The sequence below is a fragment of the Sodalis sp. RH22 genome, from assembly GCF_047324165.1.
Classification (GTDB): Bacteria; Pseudomonadota; Gammaproteobacteria; order Enterobacterales; family Enterobacteriaceae; genus Acerihabitans.
On sequence record NZ_CP178731.1, the window covers coordinates 1,455,875 to 1,474,917 of the forward strand.

The following is a 19,043-nucleotide window of genomic DNA, read 5'->3' on the forward strand; positions in this document are numbered from 1 at the left end:
TCATGACCCAGAACTCTGCCGACGGCCTGCCTGTCCCACAACGTTACGGCGCAATATTAACCATCATCATCAGCATCAGCCTTGCCGTTCTGGACGGCGCCATCGCCAACGTGGCCCTGCCGACCATTGCCCGTGAACTGCACGCCAGCCCCGCCGCGTCGATTTGGGTGATTAACGCCTACCAGTTGTCCATCATCATGACGCTGCTGTCCTTCGCTACCCTGGGGGATATTTACGGCTACCGGCGGGTCTATCAATGCGGGCTGGCGGTATTTACCCTGATGTCGATGGTCTGCGCCCTGTCGGACAATCTCTGGATGCTGATTGGCGCCCGCGTGCTGCAAGGACTGGGCGCCGCGGCGCTGATGAGCATCAATACCGCCTTGATACGCATAATTTATCCCTCGCGCCTGTTGGGGCGCGGCATGGCCATTAATACGCTGGTGGTGGCGGTATCCACCGCCGCCGGTCCGACCGTAGCCGCCGGGGTGTTATCCATCGCCTCCTGGCAATGGCTGTTCGCCATTAATGTGCCTATCGGCCTGCTGGCGTTTTACCTGGGCCGGCGGTTCCTGCCGGTCAACGCACTGAAAAACCGCGGACAGCGGTTTAACTGGTTCAGCGCCCTGTTGAACGCCCTGACCTTCGGACTGCTGCTCTCGGCGCTCGGGGGATTTTCACAACGCGTCGGCGGCCAATGGATACTGCTCGAGCTGGCCCTGGCGGCCGTCATCGGCGTGTTTTTTGTCCGGCACCAGCTGCGGCAGCCTTGGCCGCTGCTGCCGGTGGACCTGTTTCGGATCCCGTTGTTCGCGCTGTCGATGGGAACCTCTATTTGTTCTTTTTGCGCCCAAATGCTGGCTATGGTGTCCCTGCCCTTTTATCTGCAAAGCGTGTTGAACCGCAGCGAAGTGGCGACCGGGCTGCTGCTGACGCCCTGGCCGCTGGCCACCATGCTGCTGGCCCTGGTGGCCGGAAGGCTGATAGGCCGCGTACATTCGGGTCTGCTGGGGGCCATCGGCCTGGGCGCCTTTGCCCTGGGCCTGTTTTCGCTGGCCTGGTTGCCCGCCATGCCCGGGGATGGGGAAATCATCTGGCGGATGATGCTGTGCGGCGCCGGTTTTGGTTTATTCCAGTCGCCCAATAACCATACCATCATCACCTCGGCGCCGCGCAATCGCAGCGGCGGGGCCAGCGGCATGCTCGGCACCGCCCGGCTGTTCGGCCAAACCTCCGGCGCGGCGCTGGTGGCGCTGATGTTTAATCTGTTCGGCGCCACCGGCACTCACGCGGCGCTGGTGCTGGCCGGGTGCTTTGCGACGGCGGCGGCGCTGGTGAGTGCGCTGCGCATTAAGCAGGGCAACCCTCAGCGCCAGGAAGACGACAGCTTCTCCGGCGCCGACTAGTCCGCCCCGCCGTTATTTGAGATAGGTACCGGCCCGCAGCGCCTCGATACGCTTATCCAGCGGCGGGTGGGACATAAACAGCTCGCTGAACGATTTGGTTTTGCCATTGATGCAAAACGCCAGCATGCTGCTTTCCTCCTGGGGCTCATAGCTGGTTTTTAAGCGCTGCAGCGCGGCAATCATTTTCTCGCGCCCGACCAGTCTTGCCGAACCGGCGTCGGCATGGAACTCGCGATGGCGGGAGAACCACAGGGTGATAATGCTCGCCAGTACGCCGAACACCAGTTCCAGCACCATGGAGACGGCAAAATAAATCATCGGGTTGCCGTTGCTGCTTTCGCCTTCATCACGATTGGACGACAGGAAGCCCGCCGCCAATTGGGCCAGGATGCGCGAGACAAAGATCACGAAGGTATTCACCACGCCCTGGATAAGCGTCATGGTCACCATGTCGCCGTTGGCCACGTGGCTGATTTCATGGGCGATGACCGCCTCTGCCTCGTCGCGGCTCATATTTTGCAGCAGGCCGGTACTGACCGCCACCAGCGAGGCATCACGCCGGGCGCCGGTAGCAAAGGCGTTGATGTCCGGCGCCGGGTAGATAGCCACCTGCGGCATGGCGATGCCGGCCTGTTGCGACTGCCGCCGGACCATCTCCAGCAGCCAGCGTTCGGTCTCGTTGCGGGGCTGTTCAATAACCTCCCCGCCGACTGACCGCAGCGCCATCCATTTCGACATCAGCAGCGAAACCAGCGCGCCGCCAAAACCGAATAAACCCGCCATGATCATTAACCCGGTCACGCTGGAAGATTGTATCCCCGTCAGGCTCAGTACCAGACCGAATACCAGCATCACAGCCAGGTTGGTGAGTAGAAAGAGAGCGATACGCATCATAAGAAGGTGATTCCTTGAAAATAACGCCCATTGCGTTAGCCTTGATGGTATGGGCTTCCCTGGCGTTTTCAAGCATTGCGTGGCATTAAGTGCCTAAAAAGACATAACTTTACATTTTGTTAAGCTTTTTCCCGCCCGTATGCCGGTCATAAAAAAGGCGCCGTGAAGGCGCCTCGATAATCGACTCTATGTTACGTTACTTGACGGCAGCCGGCTGCGTTGCCGGTTGTGCGCTTTCGGCCTTAGCCAGATCCAATGCGATATGCACGGACTCGTCCAGGTAGGGATCGGGTTCGTGGTAATCCTTAGGGATAGCGTCCAGCGTCTTCACCGGTTTTTTACCCTGCCGCACCAGGCGTTCGTTGGTGCGCTGCAACCGTATGGCATCGTCCTCGTGATTTTCTTTCTCACGCTGTACCAGATTAAGGGAGACGATATTGCGCTTATCCTTCAAGGCGTGGAAACGGGCGATGTCCTGAGCGATATACTGGAATTCAGGATCGGCGGCAATCCTTTCCTGATGCGCTTTCAACAGCTCGGAGGAGAAAGGTTTCAGGTCACCGGTCTTGGTGAACGTGGCCGCCTTGATGCTGTCCCAGGGCAACGCGTTATCTTCAAATTTTTCACCGGTTTCAATGGTCTCGTCGCCGGTGGGCATGATGATGTCCGGCACCACCCCTTTACGCTGGGTGCTGCCGCCGTTAACCCGGTAGAACTTCTGGATGGTGTACTGGATGGAGCCCAGCGCCGGCCAGTCCGGGCGCAGCATCTGATCGTAGATCCGGTTCAGGGAGCGGTATTGCTGTACCGTGCCCTTGCCGAACGTCGGCTCGCCGACGATCAGCGCCCGGCCGTAATCCTGCATGGCGGCGGCGAAGATTTCCGATGCCGACGCGCTGAAACGATCGACCAGCACCACCAGGGGGCCTTTGTAATAAACAATGCCGTCGTTGTCGCTGTCCTCGCGGATTTTGCCGTTATTGTCGCGCACCTGCACCACCGGGCCGCTGGGAATAAACAACCCGGACAGGGAGACGGCCTCGGTCAGGGCTCCGCCGCCGTTGGTACGCAAATCGATGATGACGCTGCTGACGTTCTGTTTTTGCAGTTTCTGCAGCTGTACCTTGACGTCGTCGGTCAGGCCGACATAAAAACCGGGTATATCCAGTACGCCGACTTTCTGGCCGCCCACCTCTTTGACGGTGAGTTTCACCGCGCGATCCTCAAGACGGATACGCTCGCGGGTGACGGTGACGATGCGGGTCTTGGTGCCCTTGCCCGCCGGCAGTATTTCCAGACGGACCTTGCTGCCCTTCGGACCTTTGATCAGGGAAACCACGTCGTCGAGCCGCCAGCCTATGACATCCACCATCGGCTTGCCGGTCTGGCCGACGCCCACCACGCGATCGCCGACGGTGATGGTTTTACTCTTCGCCGCCGGCCCGCCCGGCACCAGCGAATTAATCACCGTGTAATCGTCGTCCATTTGCAGCACCGCGCCAATGCCCTCCAGGGACAGGCTCATTTCGGTGTTGAACTGTTCGGTATTGCGCGGCGAAAGATAATTGGTATGAGGATCGATTTCATGGGCGAAGGCGTTCATGATCATTTGGAACACGTCTTCACTGTTGCTCTGCGCCAGGCGGCGGATGGCGAATTGATAACGTTTGGTCAGCACATCGCGGATTTCGTTATCATCCTTGCCGGTGAGCTTAAGGCTCAGCTGATCGTATTTAACCTTGGCATCCCAAAGCTTATTCAGTTCCGCTTCGTTTTGCGGCCAGGGCGCCTTGCTGCGATCGAGCTCTATGGTATCGTTGCCGGTGAAATCCATCGGTTTGGCCAACTGGGCCAGGGCATATTCATAGCGTTCAAAACGCCGCTTCTGCGCCAGGTTGTAGAGTGCGTACGGCACGTCCAGCTTACCGCTTTTCAGTTCATCATCCAGCTGGTTTTTCTTATCCGCGAACTGCGCGATGTCGGAGGCCAGCAAGACATTATGGCTGTAATCCAGCATGTTGAGGTAGCGGTCGAAAATCTTGGCCGAAAACGCATCATCCAGATCAAACTGGCGATAATGGGATCGGGTGAAACGTGCGGTGACGCGTTCGCTGACGGTCTCTTGTTGCGCTTCTTCGTGAAGCTGGGGAATCTGGTCGGCGCGGGTGATTTTATTATCATTCGCCGATGCCGATCCCGCCAGTAACAACCCTGCAATTGCAGTTACTCTGACAAATTTGTTCATGCCCTGGTCGGCCTCCGTATCAGAACTGCAGGTGTTCTGCGCGCACAATCAAAGCCATCCCGGAAGAAAGCTGCACACGTACCCCTTCTTTGGCAATTTCCATAACCGTTGCTTCCATGGGATCTTTGCCCACCTTGACTTTGATTGCCTGGCCGATATGCAATTTTGATATATCGGTAACCGGTACCTGGCGCGCCGGAGCGGCCTGTTTAACCGGTTGTGATGCCCGGACGTTCTTAGCGTCGGTCTTGGCATCGCTCTTGGGACGATTGGCTGGGCGCGGCCTGCGCGGCGCGGCGGCGTCCTGGCCTTTTTTGGCTACGGCGGCCTCGTTGGCCGGCGCGGCGCGGCGCGGTGCCGACGCTTCGCCATTTTCGCGTTTTTTCGCCTGCTGGGCGGCACGTTGCTGCTGGACCCGTGCCTTGGCTTCCTCAAGCTGTTTGCGGGCATGTTCTACATGCTGCGCTTCCAATTCGCCACAGGGATTACCGTCAAGATCGACACGCTGGGCACCGAGTTTGATGCCGTACAGGTAACGCCAGCTTGATGTATAAAGCCGTAAAGCGGAACGCAACTGCGTCTTGCTCAGGCTGTCCTCCCCCTGGATGCGCGCGACCAGATCGGCAAAAATACCAATCTTCAATGGCCGTGCCTCGCCCTCGGCGGTGAAACAAAGCGGAAACCGCTCGGCCAGAAAGGCGATGACTTCTTTATTACTGTTCAACTTGGGTTGATTTTCCATGAATTTTCCTGATTACAACGGGTTTGCCAACCAGCGCAGGCATGAACAGGCGTCATTATAATGACGCCATCGGCAAATGCCACGTTATCTGTCTATCAATATAAAGTATTATTGATAAAACGTCGCAGATCGGTGTGCTCCAACTGCTGACAAAGCCGTTCCACCAAGGCTTTCAGCCCATCCTCGTCGTCCTGGTCGAAGCGATGGTAAATCGTGCTATCGATGTCCAGTACCCCAACCACGCGGCCGTCGAGGGTAATCGGCAACACGATTTCGGCATTACTGGCGGCGTCGCAGGCGATATGTCCGGGGAAGGCGTGTACGTCATCTACCCGCTGGATCCTGTTTTGCGCCGCCGCGGTGCCGCAGACGCCCTTGCCCACCGGTATGCGCACACAGGCCACTTTACCCTGAAAAGGGCCCAGCACCAGTGTATCACCGTCAAGCAGATAAAAACCCGCCCAATTAACGCCATCAAGATGTTCGAAGAGCAATGCGCTGCAGTTGGCCATCGCCGCGATAAAATGCGTCTCGCCCTCGATCAGCGACGACATATTTTGTAGTAATTCAGCATAGCATTGTTGTTTTTTCATATTAAAACCAATAAATGAGCTAATCTTTCAAATGCCGGCCGTCAGGACCGGTCGCAATACCTTAAGCAATAAATGCCCACGGCCACAAGATTAACCCGTTATGACTTCACAAAGCCAGTATCCGCAGGTATGTTTGCGCAAACCTATCCGGCACTATCATGCCGGTGGCGATTGCCGTTTGATGGAATAAGAAAGGCAGGCATGATGGCGCGTAACCCCGCGAAGCGTCCCGGAATATGAAAATACAGCACATCCATTGCGCTCTCCCCCAGGGCCGCGATCAGCGCTGCGCCCAATGCGACGCGTTATTCATCCTGCCGGAATTAAGCCAATATCAGGATGCGTTCTGCCCGCGCTGCCGGGCAAAGGTGGCGGTGGGCAACGAGTGGGCCATTAACCGGCTGGCGGCCATGGCGGCGACCATGCTGCTGCTGATGCCGTTTGCCTACGCCGATGCGCTGATTCGCGTGCGCCTGCTGGGAACCGCCATCAGCGCCAACCTGCTGCACGGCATCTGGCAGATGGCGATGCAGGGGGACCCCATCACCGCCAGCATGGTGGCCTTCTGCACCATCGGCGCGCCTTGCACGCTGGTGTTTTCCCTGCTGTACCTGTATTTCGGCCAACGGCTGGGCATGAACCTGCGCCCGGTGCTGCTGATGCTCAACCGGCTTAAAGAATGGGTGATGCTGGATATTTACCTGATAGGCATGGGGGTGGCGGCCATTAAGGTCAAGGATTATGCCGCCGTGACCACCGGCCTGGCGCTGCCGGCGTTTATCGCGCTGACGCTGTTAAGTATCATGACGCTGACGCATTTAAATATCGGCCAGTTATGGGAACGGTTTTATCCGCAGCCGGCGCGGCTGGCGTTTCGTACCAATACCGCGGCCCTCAGGGTTTGCCTGGCCTGTAATTTTACCGGCTTAGCCGATGTGCGCGGGCGCTGTCCGCGCTGTCACGTGCCCTTGCGCGCGCGGCGCCGCCACAGCCTGCAAAAATCCTGGTCGGCGCTGATTGCGGCGATGGTGCTGCTTATACCCGCCAACCTGCTGCCGATTTCGATTATCTATATCAACGGCAGCCGCAACGAAAGCACCATCATGGCCGGCATCATTTCGCTGGCGGCGGACAATATCCCGGTGGCGGCCGTGGTCTTCATCGCCAGTATCCTGGTGCCGTTCATTAAAGTCGTGGTGCTGCTGACCTTATTAATCACGATTCATTTTAACGTCCGGCACGGTTTGAAAACACGTATTCGGTTATTACGTTTCGTGACCTGGATCGGGCGCTGGTCGATGCTGGATTTATTCGTTATCTCCATCACCATGTCGCTGGTGGATCGCGACCAGTTATTGGCCTTTACCATGGGACCGGCGGCGTTTTATTTTGGCGCCGCCGTTATTTTGACAATTCTTGCTGTCGAGTGGTTAGACAGCCGTTTGATATGGGATGCACATGCAACAAACGCCGACTACACCGACTAGCGCGGCCGTCAGGAATAAACGCCGCATATCGCCGTTCTGGCTGCTGCCTTTCATCGCCCTGCTGATTGCCGGCTGGCTGGTTTACAGCACCATCCAGGAACGCGGCTCCACCGTGACCATTGATTTTGTGTCCGCCGACGGTATTGTCGCCGGCCGCACCCCGGTACGCTATCAGGGCGTGGAAGTCGGCACCGTGCAAAATATCAAGCTGAGCGACGATTTGAAAAGCATCCGGGTCGAGGTCAGCATCAAGCGCGATATGCGCGACGCGTTGCGCAAAGGCACCCAGTTTTGGCTGGTGACCCCAAAGGCGTCGCTGGCAGGGATTTCGGGACTGGATGCGCTGGTCGGCGGTAATTATATCGGCATGATGCCGGGCAAAGGCGAAGAGGAAAATCATTTTATCGCCCTCGATACCCAGCCCAAGTACCGGGTGAATACCGGGGAACTGCTGGTGCATCTGCATGCGGATAACCTGGGTTCGCTTAATACCGGCTCGCTGGTGTATTACCGCAAGCTGCCGGTGGGAAAAGTCTATGACTACGATGTTTCCCGCGACCAAGGCGGCGTCAATATCGATGTATTGATTGACCGGCGCTTTACCGATCTGGTGAAAAAGGAAAGCCGCTTCTGGAACGTTTCCGGCCTGAAGGCCGATGTGGATTTCCATGGTGCCAAACTGGAGATGGAAAGCGTGGCGGCGCTGGTGAACGGCGCCATCGCCTTTGACTCCCCCGCCCAGGGCGAACAGGCCCGGTCCGACGACAATTATATCCTCTATCCCGACCTGTCCCACAGCCAGCGCGGCGTGATAATCACCCTCGACCTGCCTGATGGACAGAATCTCAGCGAGGGCCATACCCCGCTGCTATACCAAGGGCTGGAGGTGGGGACCCTGACCAAACTGACGCTGGGGAAAGATAAAAAAGTCACCGGCGAACTGACCATCAATCCGTCCATTGTCGATTTAATGCGCAGCGGCACTCGTATCGAAATGCATACGCCGCAGTTGTCGTTAAACAACACCAATCTCAGCAGCCTGCTTAGCGGCGTAACGCTGGAACTGGTGCCGGGCGGCGGCGAGCCGCAGCAGCATTTTACCCTGCTCGACAGCAATCATATGCTATTGCAGGAACCCGGCGTGCGCACCTTTAGCCTGACCGCGCCGCAAAGTTACGGCATCGACAGCGGCCAGCCGCTGACACTGCACGGCATCCCGGTCGGTAAAGTGGTGAGCCGCAAGCTGGTCGACAATCAGGTCGTGTTCGAGGCGGCGATCAAACCCGACTATGCGGATCTATTGCATAAAAACACCAAATTTATCGTTAACAGCCGGGTCGACGTGAAGTTCGGACTGGACGGCGTGCGGGTGCTCGGCACCAGCGCCCAGGAATGGCTGGACGGCGGCATCGTGGTCATTCCGGGCAACCAGGGGGCGCCGCTGGACCAGTATCCCCTTTATGGCAACCGGGAAATGGCGGAACAGGGTATTCAGGGCGACAAGCCCGCCCCGACGCTGACACTCACCGCCGATAGCCTGCCCGATATCCAGACCGGCTCCATTGTGATGTACCGCAAGTTCCAGGTGGGCGAAATCATCGACGTACGCCCGACGGCGAAAAGCTTCGATGTCGATGTCTATATCCATCCCCAGTATCGCAAATTACTGACGCCCAATAGTATTTTTTGGGCCGAGGGCGGCGCGCGCATGCAGATTAACGGCAGCGGCATTACCGTGCAGGCTTCGCCGCTCGACCGTGCGCTGAAAGGCGCCATCAGCTTCGATAACCTGGACGGAGCGGTGCTGGCGAAAGGCGCGCCGCGTAAACTGTATGGTTCGGAGAACGCCGCCCGCGCGGTAGGCAGCCAGATCGTCCTGCGCACCTATGATGCCAGTAAGCTGTCCCCGGGCATGCCCATCCGTTATCTGGGGATCGATATCGGCCAGTTGGAAACGTTAAAACTGTCCACCGAAAACAGCGAGGTCATGGCCCAGGCCGTGCTTTATCCGGAATATGTGCAAACCTTCGCCCGGGTGGGAACACATTTTTCCGTGGTCACCCCGGAGATTTCCGCCGCCGGCGTCAATCATCTGGAAACGCTGCTGCAGCCCTATATCAACGTCGAGCCCGGCCGCGGCCAGGCGACGCGTAATTTCGAGCTGCAGCAGGCCACGATTACCGACTCACGTTACCTGGACGGCTTAAATGTCGTGGTCGACACCCCCGAGGCCGGCTCATTGCAAATCGGCACCCCGGTATTATACCGCGGCATCGAGGTGGGCACCGTAACCAATCTGTCGCTGGGTTCGCTGGCGGATCGGGTTTATGTCGCCCTGCGGATCAGTAAGCAATACCAGCATCTGGTGCGCAATAATTCGGTATTTTGGCTGGCATCCGGATATGATCTTAAATTCGGTCTTACCGGCGGCTCGGTAAAAAGCGGCACCTTCCAGCAGTTTATTCGCGGCGGCATTGCCTTCGCCACCCCGCCGACGACGCCGCTGGCGCCAAAAGCCGCCACCGGTAAGCATTTCGTCCTCAGCGAGGAAGAGCCTAAAGAATGGCATGAATGGGGCACCGCCATTCCTCCGCAGGGTTAAACAGCGCCGGTTGCGCTTGGAATAACGGTAAGCGTGCGCAAGAGACCGGAACGGGTGTGATGGGTAATAAGGCTAAAGGCGCCTTTACGATTTTCCCGTCATACCCGCGCTTGCTGGTTTGCCCTCTTCCCATCGGGCGCGCGCTTTTAGCGTTTTGTGCGATCTTGGCTATGCTTAATACGTAGCTTGCCTCAGGAATGACCCTGGCGAGACAGCGTAGAAGGGCTAAAAATATGACCAAGACTACTGTCAAAATAGGAAGTTTCGAAGTCGACGACGCCGAACTCTCCGCCGGAGCGGATCGCAATGTCCAAAATCTCCTGCGTATTCCCTGTAAATCCGACCCCGATCTCTGCAAACAGCTTGACGGTTGGGATGAACATACCAGCATCCCCGCGATCCTCGACGGAAAAGAACAGGTGCTGTTCCGGCAACATTACGATCATGATAATGATGCCTGGATTATGCGCCTGGAATAATAGATTCAACCCCGCTGCACGGGCGGGCTATTCCCGCCGGGATACACCGTCGCCAGGGTTATACCCCTTTGCCGACCACTATCCCTCCTTCGCTATTGTTGTGCCCCCGCTGCAGACCCAGGGCGTAGATGCGCGCCCCATTATCTGCCGCAGCTGGGCTATACTTCACGCTTACCAGAGATAAACCGGCAACAGGCCGGATGGCATTGTGTAAAGGGCTACCCGTCATGTATGCATTAATGATTTTTATCTGTTACCTGGGACAGGATTGTGAGGAAGTCTTCATTGGCGCCTATCGCAGCGAGACGCAATGTTTGTCGATCATGCGGGAACAGCGGTTGCGTTACGGCGGGTGTTATCCCATCGAACGGTTTATTGACGGCATCTGGCTGCCGGCCAGTGAATATGCCGATTTTTAAGCGGCAAAAAAAAAGTCAGCCCGAAGGCTGACGACTAAAGACAGTCAGGGAATATGTTACTGAGGGTTGAGTGCTATTCTACCGATCCCGGCCAACGCGGCAACCTATCGCTACGATAGCCGCGGGCGCCACGAACGGCCGCCTATGGGTATGTTTTATCAGCGCTACAGGAATACGTTATGATCAACAGTTTGGCTGAATTGGAACAGGTGCGCAGGGAATGTAAAAAAATGGTCACCCGCCGCGCCGGTTTATCCGCCGGAGCCGCGGTTATCCCCATCCCAGGTTTCGATATCGGCACCGATGTGTCGCTGCTGATGGCGCTGCTGCCGGCCATTAACGAGAAATTCGGCCTGTCGCCCACCCAGATTGAGCAATTGCATCCCAACCGCAAAAAATACACCCTGGTGGCGATCACCGGTATTGGCAGCCGGCTTATCGGCAGCACCGTCACCCGTGAGCTGGTAAAAATGGTGCTTAAACGAGTGGGTGTGCGGGTGGCCACCAAGTCGGTGGCCCGTTATGTGCCGATTATCGGCCAGGCCGCCGCCGCGGGATTGAGTTTCAGCGCCATGAAAGTCCTCGGCAACGCCCATATTGAGGATTGCTATGAGGTATTGAAACAGGTGCTGGAGACGCAGCCCGTGGAAAAGGCGGATTTTATCACGCGGGTCAATACCCGTGTCGCCGGACCGGGCTCAGATAGACAGTAATGGCTTATGGTAACGTTTTACGATATTTGCCCACTCCATGCTGGCGACGGGCACATTTTCACCGGTAAACATGCTCTTCGCCTCGTTTACCGGTCCAATCAATTCATCGAGAACCACACCTATGCGACGCGAAGGGTGGATTTGTCCCTCTATCAAATAGGCGGTTGAGATACTTTTAACCCGGAAAAAACGATCGGGCTGGTAGATATGCTCGAGACCCACCATCTGATTATTATCGCCTCTGATTACCAAGGGTATCGCCTGCCGGGCGTTTTCAATTTTATAATACACAATGGCCTGCCTGCGTTGGTCGCCCGCCAATCCTTGCCGATCGGCGCTGGCGGTTAATAACTTGGCAAAATTATCCCCGGGCGCGACGGTCAGAAAGGTAGGATAATTGGTGACTATATCCCCTGGGGCGATGATATCCGCCCAGGGAATGCTCTCGGTTGCCGGATACTGTCCCACCGCCAGATAGCTTCCCTCTTGCCTGGGAAAAGGGTGTTGCAGGGCACCGGTTAAATCCTCGTAAAGTAACCGGTCCGTCTGCGCCCACCTCTCCAGCGGTACCTGATGCCACAGATTTTCATTGATGCTGCTTTTGGCGCGCGAAAAACCCGTCAGATCCAACAGCAGGTTATTGTATTTATATATTTTTATGCCATTGGCCTCCAACGACCACAAATGCAATGCGATGGTCTGGCTTACCGACAGGGTTTGATAGACAGCCTGATATTGCGCGTAATCCAGGGGAGCCTGGGTAAGGGGAATACCCATTTCAGGGAACAATAGCGCTTCGCTTCCCGGATCGCCATAACGCGAGATATGCGCCGTACACTCCACGCCATAAAGAGAATGAGTCACCAGGGTATCGACGCTGGCCTGTTGGTTCCAGAGTCTTGCCGCCCGGCCCGCGCCACGGCCGCTCAGACCGGTATGCAGAATATTTTTTAAGCGCGCTGCCGCCGCTACGGGCACAGCCTCCAACCTGTTACCTTGCGCCAGAATATATTTTATCCCGAAGCGGTCGCCGGTTTGCGGATTGATCCTGACATAGACCGGCTGGCCAAGATAACGATCACCACCCAGTCTGACGATCGGGATATCACGCTCGAATCCCGCCAGGCGCCCGGTTTCAAAATGTTCGATACCGGCGGGCAGCGCGTCGCTCAGCGCGCTGCCGTCCAATTTCAGCATCAGCTTTTCCATGGTCGGGCTATGGCCGCGCAGTAATTTGGCGGCAAGACGTACCTGCAGCACTGACGCTTTACCCAGCATGCCCGCCATTTCAATACCGGGGTCTAAAGACCGGGCCAAAGCCAGCAGCATGCTGGTCAATGCCTTGCGGTCAAGCTCTTCGGCCAAGGTGGCCATGGCCACGTTGGCAAAGGATCGCAACCCCGCGCCCATGGCGATTTTCAGGCTATTTCCACCTGCGAAGCCGGCCATCCCCACACGCATTGAGGCCAGGCCGCCCATCCCCGCTTTTGTCAGTATCCGTGATGACAACGCTGCGGATTGCCCCGCCAGTGGGATGAAATTCAGGCCGTCCACAACGCAGGAGATTAGGGCCTCCTCCTGCCGGTGCGGGTTCCATTCGACACAATGATAAAATGGAATAAACGACAGCAGGAAACGTCTGAATGCTTCATGCGTGGTTTCCTCATATCCCCGGGTATAGAGCTGTGCGGCCAGTTTTTTTCTATGCTGCTTCACCAGTCTTTCGCTAACCGCGGCCAACGTTTCTTCAGGGGTTTTATAGAGGCCTTGCGCATTTTCACCGGCGTAGATATTAAGCCGATAATTTTTATCCGCCCCGGCCAGATTTTTTTTCATCAAAGAATAATAATTCTGCTTATCACGATCGATGCGTCTGATCCAATAGCCCGATTCATCGCGCCCCAACGCAAAAATCCGTTCCTCGCCGTTGCTGACGGCCAGCAAAAGTTCGATGCCCGGCAAAAGCGGCACAGCAGGTTTCGCCCCGACGATAAAATATTCTACCGGCAGGCCGGTCTGGGGATTAAGCTCGGAAAAATCCGCTCCCGCCCGGCGGATTGTCGACATGGTGAAAAATTGCAGCTCCGGCGCCGGCAGCGACGTGACGGCATCCAGGATCAGCAAACGGTCGATAATGGCGAATTTATCGGCAATATCCTGGTTTTGCGCCGCGAAAATCTTATTAAGGTCAGGAAGATTCTCCGAAGACTTAGCGCTCTGGCGGCTGGCGGCCCCGGGCGGACAGGCGTAGCCGCCGGGATAGCTTTTGTAAACGGCCACCCTGCGCGCAGATTCATCCTTCGGCAGGCCGCCACAATGTTTTGTTAAGAGATCCCCGGCCAGCTCCGTGCGCGACTTATATCCACTTATAGCGTCGCCGAACTGTTTAAACGGATTAACCGCTTTTTCCCTGGCTTTGCCGGATGAAAAAAAAAGCATCAGCGCATCTTGTTGGGTAGCAGCCGCGCGCACATCAATCCTACGGGCGGCATCCCTGTCTTCATCCAGCCTGGCGCTCAGATAGTGCATCAGCGCGGGGAACGTAAAAAGATCAATCAGACCGGCGGACAGCGATCCCATCATCATCAGCGCCGATAATGTGCAGCCGATTTCGATGACTTCGGCCGCCGCCATATCGCCGATGTCCACCGTGCTTTTAGCGGCAAAAGTAAGTCCGATATGCAGATAACACCAGTCCAGCGTGCCGAATACAAGCGCCTGCGGGGGGATATCCTCCCGGAAAAAAAATAATGTCGGCAGGACCGGCGCGACAATATGATCGATAAGGTAACGATAACAGGGTGATTCACCGGTTGCCGCCGAACCGGCCGAAGCCGCCCCGTCGCCATTGAATAAGGCAAGCATGCTCTTAATGACGCCGCGACCGGCCTCCATATTTAAACCTGCTGAACCAAAGGCCGGATCCCGTGCCCCGGACGCCAGGAGACCCAGCATCTTCCGGGCCATGAAGCTTTCGATATCCGCCCCGAATATATTTTCCGCCATCCAGTCACTCACCACCTTGCTCATGGCGTTTCTGGTCAGCCTTTCACCCGGAGAAGCGCCGTAGAGACCGGAATCCAGCAACAAAACATAGGCGATCCTGGCCCTTCCATCGGGTGTGGCGATAAGAAAACGCGCCGTTTGGGCCACGAGATTCATTGCCGGAGGGAGTTGAGGGTTGCCGGTAGCCATGGCATGCCCTGAAAGCTTATCCAGTAACCTGGCTATATTTTCATTTTGCCGCCTCAAGTCGATGATAGGTTTATTATTCGACCAGCCCTTATTACGCTGTTCAATATACCGTGCCGCACGGATATCCTCCGCAGTATGAGGATCCGGCCCTTCTCCGGTCAGAGGTAAATCACGCCGCACCCTGGTTTCGGTATATTCCGGCGACACATCGGTTGCCTGGGGCATTTTATACCCCGCCAGCGCGTTTTTCCCCGCGGCATCCCCCGGCGGGGCGCCGGATGATTGATGCGGGCGCGCCAGCAAACCATAGGCATAAAGCAGTCTCGCGCCGATGTTTTTCACAGAGTTATTTGCGTACGCTGCGGGCGGCGCGACCCATAAGCTGGAATCATTACGCGCGAAATCTAATACGCCGAAAAGCATTTCGGCACTTTGCCGCTGGCGGGAGGTGATGTCATTGGACAATAATAATTGATTAATAGCCGGCTGATTTGCTTGTCGATGAACTGTGAATAATCCCATTCGATTTCCTTATTAAATAAACAGCATGCCTTATGAAGTTATTAACAAGTGATATATCTAGAATGTAATATTGTGCATTACGTGCTCGCCGGTGCGATAAGTCGCCGTATCGCTAGCGCTGGGTTATGGGAAATACCTGACATTAAGCCGACCCCTTTAAACATTGGTTACAATAAACGTACAATAGCGTTAAGCCTGTTCGGCTCGGGGTTAAGGCGCGCCAGGCAGGTCAAAATGAATGGTTTTGCCGGTAAAAAGATTTTTGGCGGCGGCCACTGGCTGGCTAATTTCTCGCAACACTACCGCCACACGTTTGGCCGGATACATCTCACCACCGACCAATGTTACGCTGCTAACACTTTCTACGCGGAAAAACGACCGCGGCGCATAGAGATATTCCTGCTCGGTGACGACGGTACTGGCTATGGGATAAGGCAGCGGAAGGCACGTGGCACCGTCTTTGATTTTATAATAAATCAATGTCTGTACCTGATTTTCCGCCGCTTCTTCGGCGGTCTGTTCGGTAAACAAGCGTGCATAGGTATCCTGCGAGGAGACGCTCATCAATGCCGGAAAATTAGTCACAATTTCGCCCGGCCCCAGACTGTCGCCCCAGGGATTAACCTGATTGGCTTGGTACTCAGCCACACGCAAATATTCACCGGCCTGGCGAGGCAGCGGGCTGGCAATCGCGTCCAGCAAGCCCATAAATACCATTTTCTCCGCATGATCCCAGCGTGATACCGGATGGTTTTGATGCAGATGAACATTGATTTCGGCGTTGATCGGGGACAGCCCTATTTGCGCCAGATTTTTTTGTCCATCGTGATAACGGGTTTTATCGCCTTCTATCATGCTCCATACCCGCATGGCCAGTTTTTGGTTGTTAGGCAGGGCGTTAAACATCTCGATATAGGCCTTGCGTTCCAACGGCGTTTGCTGCAATGGGATGCCATGCTCGGGAAACAGGATGGTCTCAGCCTCGCGGGAGCCATAGCTTTCAATTTGAAGATATTGCGGATTAGGATACTGCGGCAATGGCATCACGATTAAATCATCATAGCTGAGCTGCGTATTCCACACTCTTGCCGCCCTGCCGCTCCCTTTACCGCCTAGCCCTTCCTGCAATATATTTTTAAGGTTCACCGCCGCTTTTTTCGGTACCCTAACCAGTTCATTCTTGCGCGTCAGCGTATATTTTATGCCGCTCGCCTCCCCCGACCGGGAATCAACCAGGAGATAAATGGTTTTGCGCCGGTAAGTATCGCCGTTTAACGGGATGATGGGGAAATAGCGCTGGGTTCCTTTCAACCGTGCGGTTTTATAAACAACGGGCTTTACCGCGTTACCGCCGGCATGTGCGAGCACGTCTAGTTTTGGCAGGATGGGCGCAATGTCCGGCATAAACCCGGCGACGGTTTTTAACGCGACAACAAGCCGCCGGTTCACTGCCGCCCCGGCATGGAACATGACCTCCACCATGGCGGGATCGGCAAAGCGGGCTAAGTCCACCGCCAGGCTGATAAGCGCCTTTTGGCTCAGTTCGCCGGCGGCGGGCACCATGGCGTGGCGGACAAAATGCCGGGCACCGGCGGTTAACGCTTCGGTCAGGGACATCCTGGCCGCATAACTGGCCAGGCTGATACGCACCGCTCCGGCGGTCCCTATGCCGCCCTTCAGGGCCATACGGGAAACCAACGATCCCGCCTTACCCAGTAATGGCATCAGGCTGAAAATATCAAACAGGCAGGGAACTACCGCTTCCCTCGACTGGGCGATAATTCCGGAAATACAGTCATGCAACGGTACTAAAGACGTTATCCCCTGCAGCACCTTTTCTCGGGTGGTGGCGTCGTAACCGCCTTTATCCAGTTGCAGTCGCAGATCATCCTGCGCCAGCCTGGACAAACTCAGAATTAAATCATCCAGTTGTTGCCCTGTTTTTTTTAATATCGCGGCCTCGCTGGCGCCCGCGATGATTTTCAGGACATAATCCTGGTCTTTACGCGGCGTGATGTCATCCAGTAACGCATAATAATGACGCGGGTCGCGGTCGATGCGTTTTAAGCCGTAGGAAGTATCGCGTCGGTCAAGCGCAAAAATGTGTTCATCAGCGCCGGTAGTGGAGAACAATACCGCGCTTGCCGATAAGGGAATGATATAAGTACTACGTGGAATGGTATGCGCTCCCAACACGCCTCGATATTGGTCATAAGCGGAAAAATGCGCGCTAGCCACCTTAACGGTGTTATTTTTAAGCAGTTGCAAATCCGTTGGGGACAGCGTGGCAAAGGCTTCCGCCAGCGTCAGCACGTCCACCGCGCGGAAACAGTCGACGATATGTTGATTTTGTTTACGAAACAGCTCATTAATATCAGGCAATAACTCAATGAGAGGATTAGCACCCGCGCTATTTTTTAAACAGCTATACTCATCGTGATTATTTTTATAGCTCTCCACATCAACGGCGTAATGACCGGTAGCCTCAGGCGCGCAGCGCTGATGTAAAATATCTTCGGCTAATTGGGTACGGGTGCGATAACCCCGCATGGCCTCGCTGAATTGGTTGAATGGATTATTACGTTCCTTTAGCAACCGGCTATCGTCGAAGAACTGCTCCACCGCCAGCCGCCTGACGGCGGGGTCGTCCATAACATACCTATCGTTTACCGGTTTGCCGTCAACAGTTTTATTTACCAGGAAATAAATGCAGGCGGGACGGATGAAAAAGCGGATCAGGCCGGGCGAAACCGTATCGGAAAGCAGCATGGCCTCCAGGACTAAGCCTAAGGATGACAGCGCCTGTCTAGACCATTGCCCCACGTCAAGATGCATTTCCTGAGCAAATTGCGTGCCTGCGTGCAGGTAGACCCAATCAATATCCCCGATATCATTCATCTTTCCGGCGGCATTATCCGCCGGCAAGTCAAGCGTGGGCATAACAGGCACGATGATGTGGCTGAAAATATACTTGACCGAGGCCACCGTCAGGGTTTTAAACATCGCAAAATGCTGATCAATCTTACGGTTTAATCCAGCAATATCAATCGCAAGACGGGGTTTTTCGCCATATTTCCCCGCCCCGGCATTAAGAATAATCTGCGCGATAAAATTATCCACCGTACCGTTGAGCACATTGCCGGCAACCCAGCTTTTTACCTGCTTCAATTGATAGTTAACGCTGAGATTTTCCCCCGGTTGGGCGCCAAACTCACCGGTATTACGCAATAATACCCGGGTTAATCCCGCTAAGCATTCTCCGGGCAGTGGCAGGCAATCGATCACCCGGTTTATCAGTGATTCTATTTGCGCGCCATCGTCCTTTCCCTGCCGGGAGACGACCTGCAAATAATTGGCGACATTTTCATTTTGTTTCGCCAGCGACGGCCTGTGTGCGGCTTTACGGCCCGCCGGCTGGCATTTGCCGCCAGGAAAAGATACCGCGCCGGTGTCTGTGCGGGCGGGGACGGCTAAGGTTGTAACAGACATTGCATTGGCATCCGCAGGATAATGAGCAGTGCTGTTCATCCTGTCCGGACGCGATAAGGCGTCATGATAGGCTCCCGGCACGGCGATAAACCGAGATGCGCTAGAGGCGTTACCATCAACCCTAGGGGTATCAGGCAGCATAGAGTGAGACAAGTACAAATAACGCAGCAGGTTATGCCCCAGCGTGGATTTGGATTTGCTGGGTCGGATGAACTGGTGGGCCGGTACTGGGTCGGTATTATTCAAAGATTTGATGG

12 protein-coding genes are annotated in these 19,043 nt (G+C 55.8%); 6 read left to right on the forward strand and 6 right to left on the reverse strand.

Annotated features, from left to right (window positions below; genetic code table 11):
* Positions 1-2: 2 nt before the first annotated feature.
* On the forward strand, positions 3-1,406 hold the full coding sequence (locus ACL2XN_RS06615) for an MFS transporter (RefSeq protein WP_410015303.1): 1,404 nt from the start codon (positions 3-5) through the stop codon (positions 1,404-1,406).
* 12 nt (positions 1,407-1,418) lie between these two features.
* Here the strand turns inward: ACL2XN_RS06615 and htpX are convergent, their stop codons facing one another.
* The 4 genes from htpX to ACL2XN_RS06635 all read right to left on the reverse strand — a co-directional run bounded on the left by htpX (position 1,419) and on the right by ACL2XN_RS06635 (position 5,880).
* Positions 1,419-2,300: a protease HtpX gene (htpX, locus tag ACL2XN_RS06620; protein ID WP_410015304.1), complete on the reverse strand. Its 882-nt coding sequence runs from the start codon at positions 2,298-2,300 to the stop codon at positions 1,419-1,421.
* Between the two features lie 196 nt (positions 2,301-2,496).
* Positions 2,497-4,545, reverse strand: a complete 2,049-nt coding sequence (gene prc / locus ACL2XN_RS06625; protein WP_413730509.1) for a carboxy terminal-processing peptidase — start codon at positions 4,543-4,545, stop codon at positions 2,497-2,499.
* 19 nt (positions 4,546-4,564) lie between these two features.
* On the reverse strand, positions 4,565-5,287 hold the full coding sequence (gene proQ, locus ACL2XN_RS06630) for an RNA chaperone ProQ (protein WP_413730510.1): 723 nt from the start codon (positions 5,285-5,287) through the stop codon (positions 4,565-4,567).
* Between the two features lie 95 nt (positions 5,288-5,382).
* Positions 5,383-5,880 carry a GAF domain-containing protein gene (locus tag ACL2XN_RS06635; RefSeq protein ID WP_410015307.1) on the reverse strand — a complete coding sequence of 166 codons (498 nt, stop codon included), beginning with the start codon at positions 5,878-5,880 and terminating at the stop codon, positions 5,383-5,385.
* A 236-nt stretch (positions 5,881-6,116) separates the two neighbouring features.
* Here ACL2XN_RS06635 and yebS point away from each other — a divergent pair, with 236 nt between their 5' ends.
* The 5 genes from yebS to ACL2XN_RS06660 all read left to right on the forward strand — a co-directional run bounded on the left by yebS (position 6,117) and on the right by ACL2XN_RS06660 (position 11,580).
* Positions 6,117-7,367: a membrane integrity lipid transport subunit YebS gene (gene yebS, locus ACL2XN_RS06640; RefSeq protein ID WP_410015308.1), complete on the forward strand. Its 1,251-nt coding sequence runs from the start codon at positions 6,117-6,119 to the stop codon at positions 7,365-7,367.
* Positions 7,339-9,969 (forward strand): MlaD family protein, encoded by a 2,631-nt coding sequence (locus tag ACL2XN_RS06645; protein WP_410015309.1) that lies wholly within the window; start codon positions 7,339-7,341, stop codon positions 9,967-9,969. The genes yebS and ACL2XN_RS06645 overlap by 29 nt, the downstream gene beginning before the upstream one ends.
* Positions 9,970-10,202: 233 nt before the next feature.
* A complete protein-coding gene (locus ACL2XN_RS06650) occupies positions 10,203-10,448 on the forward strand; it encodes a DUF1480 family protein (protein ID WP_410015310.1) in 246 nt (81 codons plus the stop codon).
* A 227-nt stretch (positions 10,449-10,675) separates the two neighbouring features.
* Entirely contained in the window at positions 10,676-10,867 is a 192-nt protein-coding gene (locus tag ACL2XN_RS06655; RefSeq protein WP_410015311.1) for a YebW family protein, read from the forward strand.
* Between the two features lie 179 nt (positions 10,868-11,046).
* Entirely contained in the window at positions 11,047-11,580 is a 534-nt protein-coding gene (locus tag ACL2XN_RS06660; RefSeq protein WP_413722755.1) for a hypothetical protein, read from the forward strand.
* On the opposite strand, the gene ACL2XN_RS06665 is transcribed toward ACL2XN_RS06660, so the two are convergent.
* Together ACL2XN_RS06665 and ACL2XN_RS06670 are read right to left on the reverse strand one after the other, a co-directional pair.
* On the reverse strand, positions 11,566-15,117 hold the full coding sequence (locus ACL2XN_RS06665; RefSeq protein WP_413730511.1) for a hypothetical protein: 3,552 nt from the start codon (positions 15,115-15,117) through the stop codon (positions 11,566-11,568). The two genes, ACL2XN_RS06660 and ACL2XN_RS06665, sit on opposite strands and share 15 nt — an antisense overlap.
* A gap of 390 nt (positions 15,118-15,507) precedes the next feature.
* Positions 15,508-18,786: a hypothetical protein gene (locus ACL2XN_RS06670; protein ID WP_413730512.1), complete on the reverse strand. Its 3,279-nt coding sequence runs from the start codon at positions 18,784-18,786 to the stop codon at positions 15,508-15,510.
* Positions 18,787-19,043: the final 257 nt, after the last annotated feature.

Coding starts and splice junctions, on each gene's coding strand:
- yebS (WP_410015308.1), top strand. CDS start 6,117: ATGAAAATACAGCACATCCATTGCGCTCTCCCCCAGGGCCGCGATCAG.
- ACL2XN_RS06615 (WP_410015303.1), top strand. CDS start 3: ATGACCCAGAACTCTGCCGACGGCCTGCCTGTCCCACAACGTTACGGC.
- ACL2XN_RS06645 (WP_410015309.1), top strand. CDS start 7,339: ATGCAACAAACGCCGACTACACCGACTAGCGCGGCCGTCAGGAATAAA.
- ACL2XN_RS06650 (WP_410015310.1), top strand. CDS start 10,203: ATGACCAAGACTACTGTCAAAATAGGAAGTTTCGAAGTCGACGACGCC.
- ACL2XN_RS06660 (WP_413722755.1), top strand. CDS start 11,047: ATGATCAACAGTTTGGCTGAATTGGAACAGGTGCGCAGGGAATGTAAA.
- ACL2XN_RS06670 (WP_413730512.1), bottom strand. CDS start 18,786: ATGTCTGTTACAACCTTAGCCGTCCCCGCCCGCACAGACACCGGCGCG.
- proQ (WP_413730510.1), bottom strand. CDS start 5,287: ATGGAAAATCAACCCAAGTTGAACAGTAATAAAGAAGTCATCGCCTTT.
- ACL2XN_RS06635 (WP_410015307.1), bottom strand. CDS start 5,880: ATGAAAAAACAACAATGCTATGCTGAATTACTACAAAATATGTCGTCG.
- prc (WP_413730509.1), bottom strand. CDS start 4,545: ATGAACAAATTTGTCAGAGTAACTGCAATTGCAGGGTTGTTACTGGCG.
- htpX (WP_410015304.1), bottom strand. CDS start 2,300: ATGATGCGTATCGCTCTCTTTCTACTCACCAACCTGGCTGTGATGCTG.
- ACL2XN_RS06655 (WP_410015311.1), top strand. CDS start 10,676: ATGTATGCATTAATGATTTTTATCTGTTACCTGGGACAGGATTGTGAG.